This is a genomic window from Janthinobacterium sp. GW822-FHT07H10 (assembly GCF_058798675.1).
This window is the reverse complement of record NZ_JBXAKS010000002.1, coordinates 1-15,611: the sequence shown is the minus strand read 5'-3', so window position 1 is coordinate 15,611 and position 15,611 is coordinate 1. Positions and strand designations below refer to the sequence as shown.

Genomic DNA, 15,611 nt, shown 5'->3' with positions numbered 1-15,611 from the left:
GTGTTCCGCAAACAATTGCTCTACCTGACCAGCGAAGCCCTGTGCGCCTACGACTGGCGCAACGGCGCGCTGGGCACGGGCCAGTGCTTTCCCGCCAGCGCGGCCGGGCTGGACGGCTTTGCCGCCTGGCTGGAAGACCCGCGCGAGCAACGACTGGACGTGCCCGCCTACCTGCTGACGGACCTGATCGAGGAAGACTTCCAGCGCCAGCTGCTGCCCCACGTGCGCGGCAAGGCGGGCCGCGCCCTGCTCGAACGGCGCAAGCAACAGCTGCACCGCGACACGCCCTACCGGGGCAGCGCCCTGCTGGGCCGCGAAAGCACGGGCCGCCACGACGACCAGGTGCTGTTCTTTGCGCTGACCAATCCCTCGCTGCTGCAGCCGTGGACGGAAGCGCTCGAACACTTGCGCATCCCCGTGGCCGGCCTGTATTCGACCAGCCTGCTGAGTATTGCCCTGGTAAAAAAACTGGCGCTCACGCACGAACACCTGCTGCTCGTGACGCAGCAATCGGGCGGCTTGCGGCAAAGCTATTACGAGAAGGGCCAGTTGCGCTTTTCGCGCCAGACGGCGACCATCGCACTCGACGGCGTGGCCGTGAACATCGTGCTGGAAACGGAAAAAACGCGGCAATTTCTCACCAGCACGCGCATGCTGGCGCGCGGCGACGTGCTCAATACCGTCATCCTGGCGCCCGCCGCGCAGATCGCCAAGCTCGAATTGCTGTGCGACAACGGCGTCGAAGTGGCCTACCACTTCATCGACCTGCAGCTGGCCAGCGAGCGCGTGGGCCTGCGGCAGACGCCGGTGCTGGCCGACCAGTTAATGCTGACCTTGCTGGGCAAGCACCCGCCGCCCAGCCACTATCCGCCGGGTTCGCTGGCCCGCTACTACCACTTCCAGCGCGCGCGCAAGACGCTGTATGGCGCCAGCGCCCTGATCGGCACGTCGGCGGCCCTGTGGTGCGTGATCAATCTGCTCGGCGGCATCAACGATGCGGCCGGCACGCAGCGGCTGCAGCAGGAAACGGCGTCCTACCAGGAACGCTACCGCAGCACCATGGCCAACCTGCCGCCGGCGCCGGCGCAGACGCAGAACATGAAGGTAGCCGTGACCCTGGGGCGCATGATCGCCGGCCAGGCACCCGAACCGGGCAGGCTGCTGGGCATGCTGAGCGCGGCGCTGGACCAGGCGCCGCAGGTCAAGCTGGGCCAGCTGCAATGGAATGCGGGCGCGGCGCCGCTGCGCACGGCCGCCAGCCAGCAGCCGCCACCCCAGCATGGCGCCGGCGCCGCGCCGCTCGGCGGCATACTGGCCGGTATTCCCGTCGCGCCGCCGCAGGCCCTGCGCCTGGAAGCGGATGTCGACATGCCGAACAACGACTACCGCGCCGCGCTGGCCGCCATCACGGCCTTCGCGCAGACGCTGGCGCGCCAGCCGGGCCTGCAGGTGGCGATCGAGGAAGCGCCGCTGGACCTGCGCTCCAGCGTGGCCCTGTCGGGCAAGAGCGCCACGCCGGCGCCCGACAGCCAGGCCCGTTTCACCCTCTTGCTCGTGTGGCAGCCATGAGCGGCCCCCTCAAGCAGCCGCCGCTGCCCGGCATGAAAAAAGCCGCCGCACCCACGCGCACCCTGCCCCTGTGGCTGGGCGAACTGGCGCTGATACGCCGCGCCCTGCTGTGCTTTACCGCGACCATGCTGGCCAGCCTGGCGCTGCTCAGCCTGAGCATCGGCTACCGCGAACGGCAGGCCGACGAATTGGAAACGGCGCGCCACGCGCGCTCGGCGGCGGCCAGCCTGTTCAACCACGTGGAGGCGGAAAAGCAGGAAATCCGCGCCTATGAACCGCAATTCCTCGCCCTGCGCCAGCGCGGCCTGATCGGCGAGGAAAACCGCCTGGCCTGGATCGATGCCATCCGCCTGAGCCAGGAACAGCGCAAGCTGCTGCCGATCAGCTACGACATCGGCGCGCAGCAGCTGCTGCAATTGCCGTCGTCCGTGGCCGCGGGCCAGTATCAATTGCGCGCCAGCAAGATGCAGCTGCATATGGATTTATTGCATGAGCTCGATCTGCTGAATTTCCTGGGCGACTTGCGCCAGGCCGGCTATTTTGCCGTGCACGACTGCATGCTCAAGCGCCATGGCGCGGGCGGCGGCGCGGCAGCCATGGCGCCCACGCTGAGCGCCGATTGCAGCCTGCTGTGGCTGACCCTGGGCAGCGCCCCCGTGCCCGCGCAGGGGCGGCCATGAAGGGCCGCGCCATGCTGTGGACGCTGCTGCTCGGCGCGGCAAGCGCCGTCCACGCCCAGGGACAGCCGCTGGGACGGTTGTTTTCCTCGCCCGAACAGCGGGCGCAGCTCGATGCCCAACGTTACGGGCCGCCGCCCGGCGCGCCCGTCCTGGCCCCGCCGCCACCTCCCCCACCGCCGCCGCCCGCCCCGCCCGTGGAACTGAACGGGGTGGTGCAGCGCAGCAGCGGGCGCTCCACCATCTGGTTAAACCAGACGCCGCAGCAGGAGCCGCATAACCAGTTGACGCCCGGCAGGGCGGGAGCGCCGGGCAGCCTGACCCTGCGCCTGTCGAATGGCCAGCTGGTGGTGCTGAAACCGGGCCAGCGCTACGATCCGGCCAGCGGCAGCGTCACGGAAGCACCCGAGGCACAGCCATGAAGCCCCTGCCGCCATACGGCCGCCAGCGCGGCGCGGCATTGCTGCTGCTGGTGGCCGTGCTGGGTCTGGGCGCGGCCAGCCTGCTGATCGGCGCCTTCGGCCGCAACACGGCCGAAGCGGAACGCCAGCTGCGCACCCTGTCCACCCTGGCGCAGGCGCGCGAGGCCCTGCTGGGCTTTGCCGCCACGCATGGCCGCCTGCCGCGTCCGGCCGCCTCCGCCCTCGATGGCCGCGAACGCCCGGCCGACTGCGCCGGCGACGCCGATTGCAGCGGTTTCCTGCCGTGGGTGGCGCTGGGCGTGGCCGGTGTCGACGCCTGGGGCAAGCTGCTGCGCTACAGCGTCACGCCGGAAATGGCGCGCGCGCCCATCGTCTCGTTTTCCGCCGTCGCCAACCGCGTCGTGCTGGGGCGCGACGGCGGCGGCCAATTCATTTACGTGGCGGGACAGGAGCAGTGCGATGTCAGCGCCCAGTGCCTGCCCGCCGTGCTGTTCTCGCAAGGCAAGGACGGCCATGGCACCTCCGGCGCCGGCGTCGCGCAACGCCCTGCGGCACGCGGCGCCATCGACGCGGCCGCCAATGACGGCGCCAGCCGCAGCTTCATCTCGCGCCCCGCCAGCGGCAATGACGCCATGCCAGGCGGCGCCTTCGACGACCAATTGACCTGGATTACCGTGCCCGCCCTCTACCAACGCATGCGCGCCGCGCGCAACCTGCCATGAACGGCCCCGCCAAACACGCCCGCCAGCGGGGATTTTCCCTGATCGAGATCGCCATCGTGCTGGTCATCGTCGGCCTGATGATAGGCGGCCTCGTCACGCCGCTGACGGTGCAGCTGGAACAGCGCAAGGTGGCCGAGACGCAAAAGGCGCTGGACGAGGCGAAGGAAGCACTGACGGGCCATGCGCTGCGCTACGGCTACCTGCCCTGCCCCGCCATTTCCGCCATGAATGGCCTGGAAGACCGGCGCGGCGCCCGCTGCACGGGCGAAAAGCGCGTCGGCTTCCTGCCCTGGGCCACCCTGGGACTGCGCCAGAGCGACAGCTGGAACCACCTGTTCCGCTACAGCGTGACGCCCGCCTTCAGCGACAGCGAGCAGCAGTTCAGCCTGGGCACGCCGCGCGACATCAGCATCGTCACGCGCAATGGCGGCGCGCTGGTGCAGGCGACGGCGCTGAACGACATTCCCGCCATGATCATGTCCCACGGCAAGAACGGCCTGGGCGCCACCAGCGAGCAGGGCCAGCGCCAGGCGCAGCCCGCGGGCCGGCACATCGACGAGCGCAGCAACGCCGCCAGCGCCAACATCTTCATCAGCCGCGCCGCCAGCGGCGAAGCGCAGGCGGGCGGCGAGTTCGACGACCTCGTCGTCTGGCTGTCGCCGAACATCCTGTTCAACCGCATGGTGGCGGCGCAAAGGCTGCCCCGCTGATGGCCATGCTCGCCCCCGCCCTCACCATCGCCCGCTACACCGTGCTCGAAGCGCTGCGCAGCCGCCTGCTGTGGCTATTCGTGCTGGCCGCCTGCGCCGGCGCCGGCCTGGCCGGCTTTTTGCAGCAACTGGCGCTGACGGAAAGCGGCGCCGTGCAGGCGGCCCTGCTGGCGGCCGTGCTGCGCCTGGCCAGCGCCTTCCTGCTGGCCGCCTTCATCGTCACCAGCATGGCGCGCGAAGCGGCCGACAAGGGCCTGGAACTGCTGCTGGCCCTGCCCATGCCCCGCTGGGCCTACCTGCTGGGCAAGCTGCTGGGCTACGCGGCGCTGGCGGCCGTGCCGGCCGTGCTGTTCGGCGCGCTGATGAGCGCGTTCGCCGCGCCCGCCGCCAGCGCCCTGTGGGCCGCCTCCCTGCTGGGAGAATTGTGGATCGTGGCCGCCTTCAGCCTGCTGTGCGCGGCCAGCCTGCAGCAGGCGCTGCCGGCGCTGGCCGCGACGGGCGGCTTTTATGTCCTGGCGCGCACGGTGGGCAGCCTGCAATTGCTGGCGCACGGCCCGCAAGCGGGTCCGTCCTGGCCGCGGCAAACGATGGCGGGCGCCGTCGACGTGCTGGCCCTGCTGCTGCCGCGCCTCGACGATTTCACGCGCACGGAGTGGCTGCTGTACGCCACGGGAAGCTGGCACGCGGCGGCGCACATCGCGGCGCAGACGGCCATCTATGTCACCCTGCTGGCCAGCTGCGCCCTGTGCGACTTTTACCGCCGGAATATCTGATGAGAATTGCCCTGCGCCCCTGGTCCGGCGTGCCGCGCGCCCTGCGCTGGCTGCTGGCGGCCAGCCTGCTGCTGCAGCTGGGCTGGCAGCTGGCGCGGCAGGCGGAGCCGCCACAGGCGCGTCCCTTGCCCGCGCCGCCGCCGGCGGCCGTGGCGCGCCTGGCCAGCCTGGGCGAACCGCTGGCCATGTCGAAAGCGATGCTGCTGTACCTGCAGGCGTTCGAGGACCAGCCCGGCGTCAGCCTGGCGTGGCGCGAACTCGACTACGACCGCCTGGCGGCCTGGCTGGAGACGGCGCAGGCGCTCGACCCGCGCAGCCAGTACGCGCTGGTGGCCGCCAGCGCCGTGTATGCGGGCGTGGCCGACCCGCGGCGCGCGCGCATCATGCTGGCGTTTGTCGCCGCCAGTTTCGCGGCCGATCCGGCGCGCCGCTGGCCCGCCATGGCGCAAGCCGTGCTGGCGGCGAAGCACCAGCTGCGCGACTTGCCGCTGGCCCTGACCTATGCGCGCCAGCTGCGCCTGCTGGCGACGGGGCCGCGCGTGCCGCCGTGGGTGCGCGAGATGGAAGCGTTCATCCTGGAAGACATGGACCAGCTCGACAGCGCGCGCCTCGTGATCGGCGGCCTGATCCAGAGCGGCCAGATCACCGACCCGCACGAGCTGGCCTTCCTCGCGCGCCGCCTCGACGAACTTGCCGGCCAAATTAGCGCAAAGAAAGCACACTCGACGCACTGACACAGCCACCGGCAACGCGACGGGAGCGCCCCCCGCGCGTGGCCATTTGCAGTAAACTGCCGATGACCTGCCCCGCAGGTCCATGCTCTTGATAAGGAAATCCCATGACTCCACGCCGCCAGCAAGGCTTTACCCTCGTCGAAATCGCCATCGTCCTGGTCATCATCGGGCTGCTGCTCGGCGGCGTGCTGAAGGGACAAGGCTTGATCGACAGCGCCAAGGTGAAGAACATCATCCAGCAATCGAATTCGCTGACGGCCGCCGTCAACGCCTACCAGGACAAGTTCCGCGCCCTGCCCGGCGACGATATCCAGGGCACCGTGCACGTGCCCAATTCGGCCGGCAACGGCAATGGCGACGGCCAGATCGGCGACGGCCAGCCGCGCGAATTCACCCTGGCGCCGCAGCACCTGGCGCTGGGCGGCTTCATCACGGGTTCCTACAACGGCACCTCGCAATTCATGACCAGCGCCCAGGGCGGCGCCGTCTACCTGTACAACGACGAAGTGGGCGGACGGGCCGGCAACGGCATCCGTTTCGACAACCTGCCCGAAGGCTACGCGGAGCAGATCGACAGCAAACTCGACGATGGCGTGGCCAGCACGGGTTCCGTCCGGGCGAACATGCCATATGGCAATACCGGTGCTATCATTCCCCGCACCGCCGTGTTTTTCTGAGCAGGCAGTCACTATCATGCCGGGAGCCTGCGCAAGCGCAGCGCCATCCCGCCGCATGCTCCGCGCCCGTCGCGCATCACTGAAAGGAACACCATGCCACTGCACCGCACCTTGATCATTTCCCTGGCCGCCGCCGCTGCCTTGCTGGCCGGCGGCGCGCAAGCGCAATACGTGGGTCCGTCGAGCGGTCCCGAAGCGCCGAAGAACGTGGCCGCCATCCTGAAAAATCCCGTCGACGACCAGGCCGTCGTACTGCGCGGCTACCTGCTGCGCAAGGTCGGCAATGAGAAATACAGCTTCTCCGACGGCACGGCGGAAATCCGCGTGGAAATCGATGACAAGGTCTTCATGAACCGCAAGATCGACGCCAAGACCCAGGTGGAAATCCGCGGCGAAGTGGAAAAGGACTTCCTGGAAAGCCCGGAAATCGACGTCGACGTGCTGACCGTCGTGCAATAAGCCAGTTTATCCTCCCGCCGCTCCTGCGGCGGGACGCTTTCCCCGCCATCGCCTCCTCCGCCCGCCCCCGCTTCTGTGTGCCCCGCGCAACCTTTTTTTACTGCCAGAAACTAGGCTTGTCAGAACAATCAATTTCGTCTAGCATCTTTTCATTCTACGTCAGCCAGCGCCAGCGTGAGCCGGCCTGTCGACTCATCCATTCTGGGAGCCTTCCGGGTGCAAGATTTGCCTTCGATACGCTCAAGAATTTCATGGCTGGTGCTCGCCTGGGGCATGCCGACGGCCCTGGTATTTATCCTGCTTGTGGCGCAAAGCTATACGCGCGAACGCGACCATGTGGTCAGCGAGACGGCGCAGGCGGCGCGCGCCGTGGCCGCCGCCGTCGAACGCGACCTGGGCGGCGCGCAGATGGCCGCGCGCATCCTGGCCAGCTCGTCCGCCCTGCAGGACGGTGACACCGGCGCCCTGCGCGCGCTGGCGGCCAGCCTGCTGCAGCCGGGCGTGGCCGTCAGTACCTTCATCATTTCCGACGCGGCGGGACGCCCGCTGGTCAATACCGCGCTGCCGGCCGCGCAAACGCCGCCGCCCTTGCCGCCAAAATGGACCGCCAGCATGCAGCGCGCGCGCGATTACGGCAAGCCACGCCTGACCAGCTTGCTCGACGCTCCCGGCGCCGTGCCGCAACTGGCCCTGAACCTGCCGCTGCCGCGCGCGCGCGGCGGCGCCTACGTGCTCACGGCGCTGTACCCGGCCGACTACCTGCCCATGCTGCTGCGCGAACTGAACTTGCCGGCCTACCTGGGCGCGGCCATCATCAACGCCGACGGCATCAACGTGGCCCGCACGCTGGCGCCGCAACGCTATGTGGGCCAGCGCAGCGCGGCACCGTTGCTCGAGCAGATACGCCAGGCGCGCGAAGGCGTGCTGCGCCATGTCACGCTCGATGGCATCGATGTCTATTCCGGCTTCCGCCGCGCGCGCGACGACGCCTGGACGGTGGCCGTCACCATGCGCACCAGCACGGTGGCCGAAGCCCTGCTGCGCTCGGTGGTCACGGGTTCGGCGATCCTGGCCTTGCTGCTGGGCGCCGCCTTCGCCCTGGCGTGGCGCATGGGCGGACGCCTGGCGCGCACCTTGCAGGAACTGACGCAGCAGATACAGACGCTGGCGCAAGGCAAACCTTTGCTACTGGGCAAACATACGGACCGCGAATCAGTCGACATGGCGGGCGCCCTGGGCGCGCTCGAACGCGACTTGCGGCGCCACCGCACGCAACTGGAAAGCCTGGTGGCCGAACGCACGCTGGCGCTCGAGAAATCCACGCGCCTGCTCGAGACCGTGTATGCGACGGCGCCCATCGGCATGCTGTTTGTCGACCGCGAACTGCACATCGTCATGATCAACCAGTACCTGGCCGCCATCAACGCGGCCAGCGTGGCGCAGCACATCGGCCGTCCCGTGGGCGCCATGCTGTTCGACCCCGTCGTGCGCGTCGAAGTCGAGCGCTGCCTGCGCCAGGTGCTGGAAACGGGGCAAGCCATCGTCGATGTCGAACTGAAAGGCCATAGCGGACAGCAACGCGAGCAGGCCAGCCACTGGATCGTTTCCTACCATCCGATCTTCAGCCAGGAACAGCAATTGCTGGGCGTGTCCGGCCTGTGGCTCGACATTACCGAACGCAAGCGCAGCGAAGCGGAATTCCGCCGTTCCAAGCACCTGTTCGGTACCATCATCGAAAACATCCCGGCCATGGTCTTCGTCAAGCGCGCCGACAAGCTGAGCTTTGAAATGGTGAACCGCCATACGGAACTGACCCTGGGCCGCTCGCGCGAGCAATTGCTGGGCAAGTCCGACCACGATTTCTTCCCGCCGCAGCAGGCGGCCGCGTTCATCAGCGCCGACCGCAAGCTGCTGGCGACGGGGCAGATGGTGGAAATCGAACAGGAAGCGATCAACACGGCCGACGGCACGACGCGCCATTTCACCACGCGCAAGGTGGTGCTGCGCGACGACGCGGGGCGCGCCAGCCACGTGCTGGGCGTGTCCATCGATGTCACGGAGCGCAAGCGCGCCAGCGAAGTGCTGCACGCCACCACCTGGCGCCTGGAACAGAGCGAGCGCTTCATCCGCACCGTCACCGACAACCTGCCCGGCATGGTGTCGTACTGGGGCCACGACTTGCGCTGCCGCTTTGCCAACAAGTTCTACAACGAGTGGTTTGGCCGCAGCAGCGCCGAGCTGGCCGGCATCCACATGAGCGAGCTGCTGGGACAGGAGCTGTTCGACGTGTATGCGCCCCACGTGGAAGGCGTGCTGGCGGGCCGGCCGCAAAGCTTCGAGCGCGACCTGCTCGACCCCACGGGCCAGGTGCGCCATACCTGGACCAATTACATTCCCGATTTCGACGACAGCGGCGGCGTGCGGGGCTTCTTCGTGCTGGCTTCGGACGTGTCCGAGCTCAAGCGCACGGAACTGCGCCTGCACGAATTGAACGAACAGATGGTGCGCGCGCGCGACAAGGCCGAGGCGGCCAGCATCGCGAAGAGCGAGTTCGTCGCCAACATGAGCCATGAAATCCGCACGCCGATGAACGCCATCATCGGCCTGGCGCGCCTGCTGGAAGAGTCGCCGCTGGAACGGCGCGAGCGCAGCTACGTCAGCAAGATCCAGATGGCCACGCAGTCGCTGCTCAATATCGTCAACGACGTGCTCGATTTTTCCAAGATCGAGGCGGGCCAGATGGTGCTCGAGCAGCGCCGCTTCCAGCTCGAGCGCATGCTGGGCAGCGTCGGCGTGCTGCTGGCCAGCAGCGCCTGGGCGCGCGGCGTGGAACCCGTGTTCGTGCTCGACCCGGGCGTGCCGGCCGAGCTGGTCGGCGACGCCTTGCGCGTGGAACAGATCCTCATCAACCTCGTCGGCAACGCCGTCAAGTTCACCAAGCAGGGCGAAGTGGTGCTCTCCATCCGCGCCGTGGCCGAGGATGCGGCCAGCGTCACGCTCGAGTTTTCCGTGCGCGACACGGGCATCGGCATCGGCGCGGCCGAGCAGGAGCATATCTTCGACGCCTTTTCGCAGGGCGACACCAGCACCAGCCGCAAGTATGGCGGCACGGGGCTGGGACTGGCCATCTGCCGGCGCATGGTGGACTTGATGGGCGGCCAGATCAGCGTCAGGAGCACGCTGGGCGAAGGTTCGGACTTCCGCTTCAGCTGCCGCTTCGAGCGCGTCGCCGCCATGGCCGCCGTGGCCGAGGCGCCGGGCAAGGCTGCCGCCAGGCCGCTGTCGCTGCTGATCATCGACGACAATGCCAGCGTGCGCGCCATGCTGGAAGCGTGGTGCGCGGCGCAGGGCTGGCACAGCCGCAGCGCCGATAGCGGCGCCGCCGGCCTGGCCCTGCTGCGCGCCCACGCCAGCGGCACGGGCGGCCTGCCGGCGGCGGACATCGTGCTGCTCGACGCGGCCATGCCCGGCATGGATGGCATTTCCATGCTGACCGAGGCGCGCGGCGACGGCGCGCTGGCGCTGCCGCCCGTGATCATGCTGGTGGCCGACCAGGATAGCGAAAACCTCGAACGCCTGGCCGACAGCCTGATGCTCGCCGGCATCGTCGCCAAGCCGGCCACGCCGGCGCGCCTGCTGGCGGCCGTGGCGGCCGTGCGCGAGGGGCGCAATGGCCGCAACGCGCCGGCCGTGCTGCCCGTTTCCACTCCCCTGTCGGGCTTGCTGGCGGGCATGCGCGTGCTGCTGGTGGAAGACAATGAAATCAACCAGGAAGTGGCGCAATACATCCTGCTGCACTCGGGCGCGCGCGTGGCCGTGGCCGCCAACGGCCAGCTGGCCGTCGACGTGCTCGCGCGCACGCCGCACGCCTTCGACGTGGTGCTGATGGATTTGCAGATGCCCGTCATGAACGGCTATGAAGCGACGCTGGCCATCCGCGCGCTCGGTTTGCCGGACCTGCCCATCGTCGCCATGACGGCCAACGCCATGGACGAGGACCGTTTGCGCGCCATCGCCAGCGGCATGAATGCGCACGTGGCCAAGCCCATCGATGTCGACGAGATGATCCAGACCCTGACGCGCCTCGTGCCGGCCCGCCAAGGCAGCGCCGGCGGCGCTGGCGCTGCCCTGGACGACGCGGCCACGGGTGCGCTGGAAGTGCCGGCCACGGTGCCCGGCATCGACCTCGAAGCGGCGCTGCACCGCTTCGGCGGCGACTATGGCGCCTTCCTGGCCCTGCTCAAGCGCTTCGAGAATTCGCAAGGCGACGCCGTCGAGGAAACGCGGCGCCTGCTGGCCGATGGGCAGAGCCGGCAGGCGGCGCAGCTGCTGCACCGCGTGTGCGGCGTGGCGGCCAACCTAGGCGCGGCGGACATCGCGCGCCTCGCCGCCGAAGCGGAACAGGCGCTGAAGACAGGCAATGCGCACGCCACGGCCACTGCGCTGGCCCGGCTGGAACAGGCGATGGCCGAAGTCATCGAAGCGGCGCGCACCCTGCCCCTGCCGCGCAGCCAGCCGGCGGCTGACCTGGCCGGCGTGGCGCAGGTCGACCTGCGCGCCGGCCTGGCCGAACTGCTCGTATTGATCCGCAACAACAACCTGAAGGCGCTGGCCCGCTTCCACGCCCTGCACCCCGCCATACAACAGTCAGACCGAGAAGCCGCTCTGGCGATGGCAAATGCGATCGAGACGCTGAATTTTTCCGATGCGGAAAAGCTCGTGCTCGATCAGCTGAAACGAGAGGAAAACAAGTGAGCTGGACCAACCTTGCCATGAATGGGCGCATCCTCATCGTCGATGACGCCATGGAAAATATCCAAATCCTGCACCAGTTGCTGCGCGAGGAGCACGACGTGCTGTTCGCCCTGAGCGGCGAAAAAGCGCTGGAGATTGCGCATAAACAACTACCCGACCTGATCCTGCTCGACGCCGTCATGCCCGGCATGGATGGCTATGCCGTGTGCAACGCGCTGCGCGAATCGGCCATCCTCAGCGCCATTCCCGTCATCTTCGTCACGGCCCTGAACCAGCCCGAGGACGAGACGCGGGCGCTGGAAGCGGGCGCCGTCGATTTCATCACGAAACCGTTCAACGCGGCCGTCGTGCGTGCCCGCGTGCGCACCCAGCTGACCATCAAGCGCCAGGCCGACGCCATGCGCGAGCTGTCGCTGACGGATTCGCTGACGGGCGTGGCCAACCGGCGCAGCTTCAACGACACCATGGAAAGCGAATGGCGGCGCTGCGCCCGCGACGGCGTGGCCATGGCCCTGATCATGGCCGACATCGACCACTTCAAGGATTACAACGATACCTATGGCCACCAGGCCGGCGACCTGTGCCTGCAGCAGGTGAGCGCCGCCATGCGCCGCTGCGCCGTGCGCCCGCCCGACCTGCTGGCCCGCTACGGCGGCGAGGAATTCATCGTGCTGCTGCCGCAGGAAACGCGCGGCGGCGCCGAAGTGGTGGCACAGCGCATCCTCGACGAAGTGCGCGCGCTGCAAATCCCGCACGCCAGGTCCAGCGTCGGCCCGCACGTCACCGTCAGCCTGGGCATGGCCAGCGTCATGCCCACGGATGGCATGGACGCCAGCGCCCTGATCCGCGCCGCCGACGCCCTGCTGTACCGCGCCAAGCACACGGGCCGCGACCGCTACTGCGCCTCCGACGCGGAGTAAGTGGGCAGCGCGTGGCTAGCGCAGCAGCCACGCGGCCCAGCGCAGGCGCCGCGGCGCCCAGCTCAGGGTCAGCGCCACCGTCATGGCGCCGAAAAACAGCAGCATGCACCAGGCGATGCTGCCGAAACCGGCGCCCTCGCGCGCCACGGCCACGCCATACAGCAGGGCCAGGCCCGCATAGCCGCACAGGCGGCCACGGCTGGCGGCATGGCCGGGCATGACGGCACAGCTAACTGCCTGCCAATGCCGCTCCTGCGACAGCGCCAGCAGGACGAAACAGGCATGGCTGCCGGCAAACAACAGTAGCCAGGCGAGCAACTCAGGCATGCGACACCTCGCGTCGGCGCGCATGCCGCTGATGCTGGCGCAAGCGCAGCGCCGCCCATGCCGCCAGCGCCGCCGTCAGCCACAGGGCCAGGTCGAACACGGCCACCGCAGGCTGGCCGCGCGACACGGCGTGCCAGGGGAAGTCGCCCGTGCCCAGCCAGTTGAGCGGCGGCGCGGCAAAGGCCAGCACGGCGATGCAGCACGCTTGCGGCAGCCACGGCGCATCGGGCCGCCGGCGCCGGAACAGGGCGATGCCGGCCCAGATGCCGCTGGCGAGCCACGCCAGCAGGAACAGCAGCACCTCGCACAGCGCCTTGTCCGGCATGGCGGCCGGCAGCAGGCGGTTGGCCACCAGCATGGCCAGGGTCGCGGCCAGCAGTCCCGTCGTGCTGAAGCAGGCCACGGCCAGCACCAGCCGCGCGCCGCGCTGGCCCGCCTTGGCATGGCGGGCCGCGCGCTTGCCGCTCCAGAGTATCAATCCGGAGGCCAGCATGACGCAGCCGGCCAGTCCGGCCGCGCAATACAGCCAGCGCAGGGGCCAGTGCTCGAACAGGGCGAAGTGCATGCCCGACAGGTAGCGCTGCAGCGCCGCGGCCGGCTTGAGCGGCACGTATTTCAGCACTCGCCCGCTGGCGCCGTCGAAATACATGGTTTGTTCGTCCAGGCTGACCCGGTCGGCGGTGGCCCGGCTCACCTCCACATAGCTGTTGCGGTTGCCCGGATGGCGCACGCGCACATAGCTGGGCTCGCCCTCGCCCCAGGCCCGGCGCGCCGTGTCGAGCATGGCGTCGATGGGCGCCATGGCCACGGCGCCGGGCTCGGGCGAGCGCTCGCGTTCGTATAGCGACAAGGCTTCGTTGAGGAAACCCTGCCGGTCGCCCGGATACAGCGCGTGCATGCCCGCCGGAAAGTAAATCGAAAACAGGATCACCAGTCCCGACAGCACGATCATGAAATGAAAGGGCAAGGCCAGCACGCCGCTGACGTTATGCAGGTCGAGCGCGCTGCGCTGCAAGGCCTTGCGCGGGCGAAAGACGAAAAAATCCTTGAAAATGCGCGCGTGGATGATCACGCCCGACACCAGCGCCGCCAGCATCGCCATGCTGGCCAGGCCCACGACCCAGTAGCCGATGCCGGCAAACGACAGGTGCAGGCGGTAATGCATGGGAAAGAAGAAGGACGTGGCGCCATAGGAGCCGGCCACGGGCAGCAAGGTGGCGCTGCGCGGATCGACATGGCGCGACAGTTCCTCGCCATCGAGCACCTCGACCTGCAGCCGCGCCACCGGGCTGCGCGGCCCCTGCAGGAAGACCGACCATTCGGCCAGCGCCTTGCCGTGCGCCAGCGCCGCCAGGGCCGGCAAGATTTGCCGCTCCACCGAGACGGGACCGGGTGCGGCGGCGATGCGCGTGTCCGGCATCATCCAGCGGTCGATTTCGCGGTCAAACACGGACAGGCTGCCCATCCAGAATACGACGATCAGCACGCTGGCCGTCACCACCCCGGTCCAGGTATGCACAAGCAGCATCGACTGCCGCAATTCACGTAAGGCCATGCGGCTCAACTCCACTCGAAAAAATAGCCGGCGCCGCAGTACAGCAGCCAGGCACCGATCAGCAACAGCGCCACCGGCCACAGGCGGCGCGCCACGAACGCCCACAGGGCGGCGCCCAGATAGACGGGGAAGGCCGCCATCGAGGCGATCAGCACGGCCTCGCTGCGCACCACGCCCAGCTTGAACAGCAGCACCGCGCCGGCGCCGGCAACGCTCCAGGCGAACAGATACGCGCCCGCCACGCCCAGCGCGACGCGCGACGCCGCATGCCGGCTCATGCCGGGCCTTTCGGCAAGCTGGCGCGCAAGCCCTGCCACAGCGCCGGCGCGTGGATGATGTCGAGGTGGCCCGCGCCCGCCACGTCTTCCTCGCCCAGCACCTGCGCGAAGTGCGCCCGGCTGTCGAACAGCGCCACGCCGGCGGCCCGCGTCTGTTCCGCGACCCAGACGCGGGCGCTGGCTGCGGTGGGCAGCGGCCGGTGGCGGCGCAGCATCAGCGCATGGCTGGCGATGCTCCAGGCCAGGTACTCCTTGCAATGCACGGCGTCGCCATCGAGCGGCAGCGCCCCGATGTCGCGCCCCTGCAGGTGCACGAACCACGCCCACTCGTCTGCGCTCATGCGCTCGAACAGCTGCTCCCAGCGCTCGCGCATGCCGGAACGGGACAGCCACTGCTCGCGCAGCGCCCGCTCCCGCAGCGGATCCAGCGCCGGCGCCACGGCCCCGGCATCATCGAACTGGCCCAGCACGGGATCGATCATGCCAACGAGGCGCACGGCGACGCGGCCCTGCAACTGGCGCGCCGTCTCCTGCGCCAGCACCGCGCCCAGCGACCAGCCGGCCAGCGAGCACTCGCCGCCCGGACTGTTGGCCACGATGATGTCCGCATAGCGGCAAGCCAGTTCCGTCACGCTGATGTCGGCCCAGCGCTCGCGCCCCAGCGCATGGCTGACGAAGCCGTGCACGGGCTGGCGCGGCCCCAGCGCCTGCGCCAGTCCCTGGAATTCGAAGGCGTTCACCAGCAGGCCGGGACAGCAGAACAACGGGGGGAAGTCGCCCGCCGCGCGCAGGCTGTGCCAGGTCTCGCCCACCTTCGCACCGGCCGCGCTGGCGCCGAAGCGGGCGGCCAAGGCGGCCAGGGTCGGGCTGCCGAACAGGTCGGCCAGCGACAGCGCATGGGCGTCCTGCGTGTACAGGCTGCGCAGCATCTGGTTGACCTGCGTTACGCAGCGCACGGCCAGCAGCGAATGCCCGCCCAGCGCAAAGAAGTTGTCGTCGCGCCCCACGCGCGGCACGCCCAGCAGCGCGCTCC

At 69.0% G+C, this 15,611-nt stretch carries 15 protein-coding genes; 11 read left to right on the top strand and 4 right to left on the bottom strand.

Annotated elements, in window-relative coordinates; translation table 11 throughout:
- The 11 genes from AC1RDJ_RS04160 (at nucleotide 1) to AC1RDJ_RS04110 (ending at nucleotide 12,418) form a co-directional block, all read left to right on the top strand.
- Complete coding sequence (locus AC1RDJ_RS04160) at nucleotides 1–1,569, top strand: hypothetical protein (protein ID WP_493026576.1); 1,569 nt, start codon at nucleotides 1–3, stop codon at nucleotides 1,567–1,569.
- Complete coding sequence (locus tag AC1RDJ_RS04155) at nucleotides 1,566–2,249, top strand: hypothetical protein (protein ID WP_493026575.1); 684 nt, start codon at nucleotides 1,566–1,568, stop codon at nucleotides 2,247–2,249. The genes AC1RDJ_RS04160 and AC1RDJ_RS04155 overlap by 4 nt, the downstream gene beginning before the upstream one ends.
- Nucleotides 2,246–2,668, top strand: coding sequence for a hypothetical protein (locus AC1RDJ_RS04150; protein ID WP_493026574.1), 423 nt, complete (start codon nucleotides 2,246–2,248; stop codon nucleotides 2,666–2,668). The genes AC1RDJ_RS04155 and AC1RDJ_RS04150 overlap by 4 nt, the downstream gene beginning before the upstream one ends.
- Nucleotides 2,665–3,390, top strand: a complete 726-nt coding sequence (locus AC1RDJ_RS04145) for a hypothetical protein (protein WP_493026573.1) — start codon at nucleotides 2,665–2,667, stop codon at nucleotides 3,388–3,390. Before AC1RDJ_RS04150 ends, AC1RDJ_RS04145 begins: the two co-directional genes overlap by 4 nt.
- Complete coding sequence (locus AC1RDJ_RS04140) at nucleotides 3,387–4,100, top strand: type II secretion system protein (RefSeq protein ID WP_493026572.1); 714 nt, start codon at nucleotides 3,387–3,389, stop codon at nucleotides 4,098–4,100. The genes AC1RDJ_RS04145 and AC1RDJ_RS04140 overlap by 4 nt, the downstream gene beginning before the upstream one ends.
- Nucleotides 4,100–4,873: an ABC transporter permease subunit gene (locus AC1RDJ_RS04135; RefSeq protein ID WP_493026571.1), complete on the top strand. Its 774-nt coding sequence runs from the start codon at nucleotides 4,100–4,102 to the stop codon at nucleotides 4,871–4,873. Before AC1RDJ_RS04140 ends, AC1RDJ_RS04135 begins: the two co-directional genes overlap by 1 nt.
- Complete coding sequence (locus AC1RDJ_RS04130) at nucleotides 4,873–5,607, top strand: hypothetical protein (RefSeq protein ID WP_493026570.1); 735 nt, start codon at nucleotides 4,873–4,875, stop codon at nucleotides 5,605–5,607. The genes AC1RDJ_RS04135 and AC1RDJ_RS04130 overlap by 1 nt, the downstream gene beginning before the upstream one ends.
- Nucleotides 5,608–5,711: 104 nt before the next feature.
- Nucleotides 5,712–6,284 carry a prepilin-type N-terminal cleavage/methylation domain-containing protein gene (locus AC1RDJ_RS04125; protein WP_289886150.1) on the top strand — a complete coding sequence of 191 codons (573 nt, stop codon included), beginning with the start codon at nucleotides 5,712–5,714 and terminating at the stop codon, nucleotides 6,282–6,284.
- Between the two features lie 93 nt (nucleotides 6,285–6,377).
- Nucleotides 6,378–6,743, top strand: coding sequence for a YgiW/YdeI family stress tolerance OB fold protein (locus AC1RDJ_RS04120; RefSeq protein ID WP_071323169.1), 366 nt, complete (start codon nucleotides 6,378–6,380; stop codon nucleotides 6,741–6,743).
- A 216-nt stretch (nucleotides 6,744–6,959) separates the two neighbouring features.
- Complete coding sequence (locus AC1RDJ_RS04115; RefSeq protein WP_493026569.1) at nucleotides 6,960–11,498, top strand: PAS domain-containing protein; 4,539 nt, start codon at nucleotides 6,960–6,962, stop codon at nucleotides 11,496–11,498.
- On the top strand, nucleotides 11,495–12,418 hold the full coding sequence (locus AC1RDJ_RS04110; protein ID WP_289886148.1) for a diguanylate cyclase domain-containing protein: 924 nt from the start codon (nucleotides 11,495–11,497) through the stop codon (nucleotides 12,416–12,418). The genes AC1RDJ_RS04115 and AC1RDJ_RS04110 overlap by 4 nt, the downstream gene beginning before the upstream one ends.
- Nucleotides 12,419–12,433: 15 nt before the next feature.
- Here the strand turns inward: AC1RDJ_RS04110 and AC1RDJ_RS04105 are convergent, their stop codons facing one another.
- From AC1RDJ_RS04105 to AC1RDJ_RS04090, 4 genes are all read right to left on the bottom strand, one after another.
- Nucleotides 12,434–12,745 carry a DUF3325 domain-containing protein gene (locus tag AC1RDJ_RS04105; RefSeq protein ID WP_493026568.1) on the bottom strand — a complete coding sequence of 104 codons (312 nt, stop codon included), beginning with the start codon at nucleotides 12,743–12,745 and terminating at the stop codon, nucleotides 12,434–12,436.
- Nucleotides 12,738–14,300, bottom strand: coding sequence for a PepSY-associated TM helix domain-containing protein (locus AC1RDJ_RS04100; RefSeq protein ID WP_493026567.1), 1,563 nt, complete (start codon nucleotides 14,298–14,300; stop codon nucleotides 12,738–12,740). Before AC1RDJ_RS04100 ends, AC1RDJ_RS04105 begins: the two co-directional genes overlap by 8 nt.
- A gap of 5 nt (nucleotides 14,301–14,305) precedes the next feature.
- Entirely contained in the window at nucleotides 14,306–14,578 is a 273-nt protein-coding gene (locus AC1RDJ_RS04095) for a hypothetical protein (RefSeq protein ID WP_493026566.1), read from the bottom strand.
- The coding region (locus AC1RDJ_RS04090; RefSeq protein WP_493026565.1) for a thioesterase domain-containing protein at nucleotides 14,575–15,611 on the bottom strand (1,037 nt) is incomplete at its 5' end. The genes AC1RDJ_RS04090 and AC1RDJ_RS04095, both read right to left, overlap by 4 nt.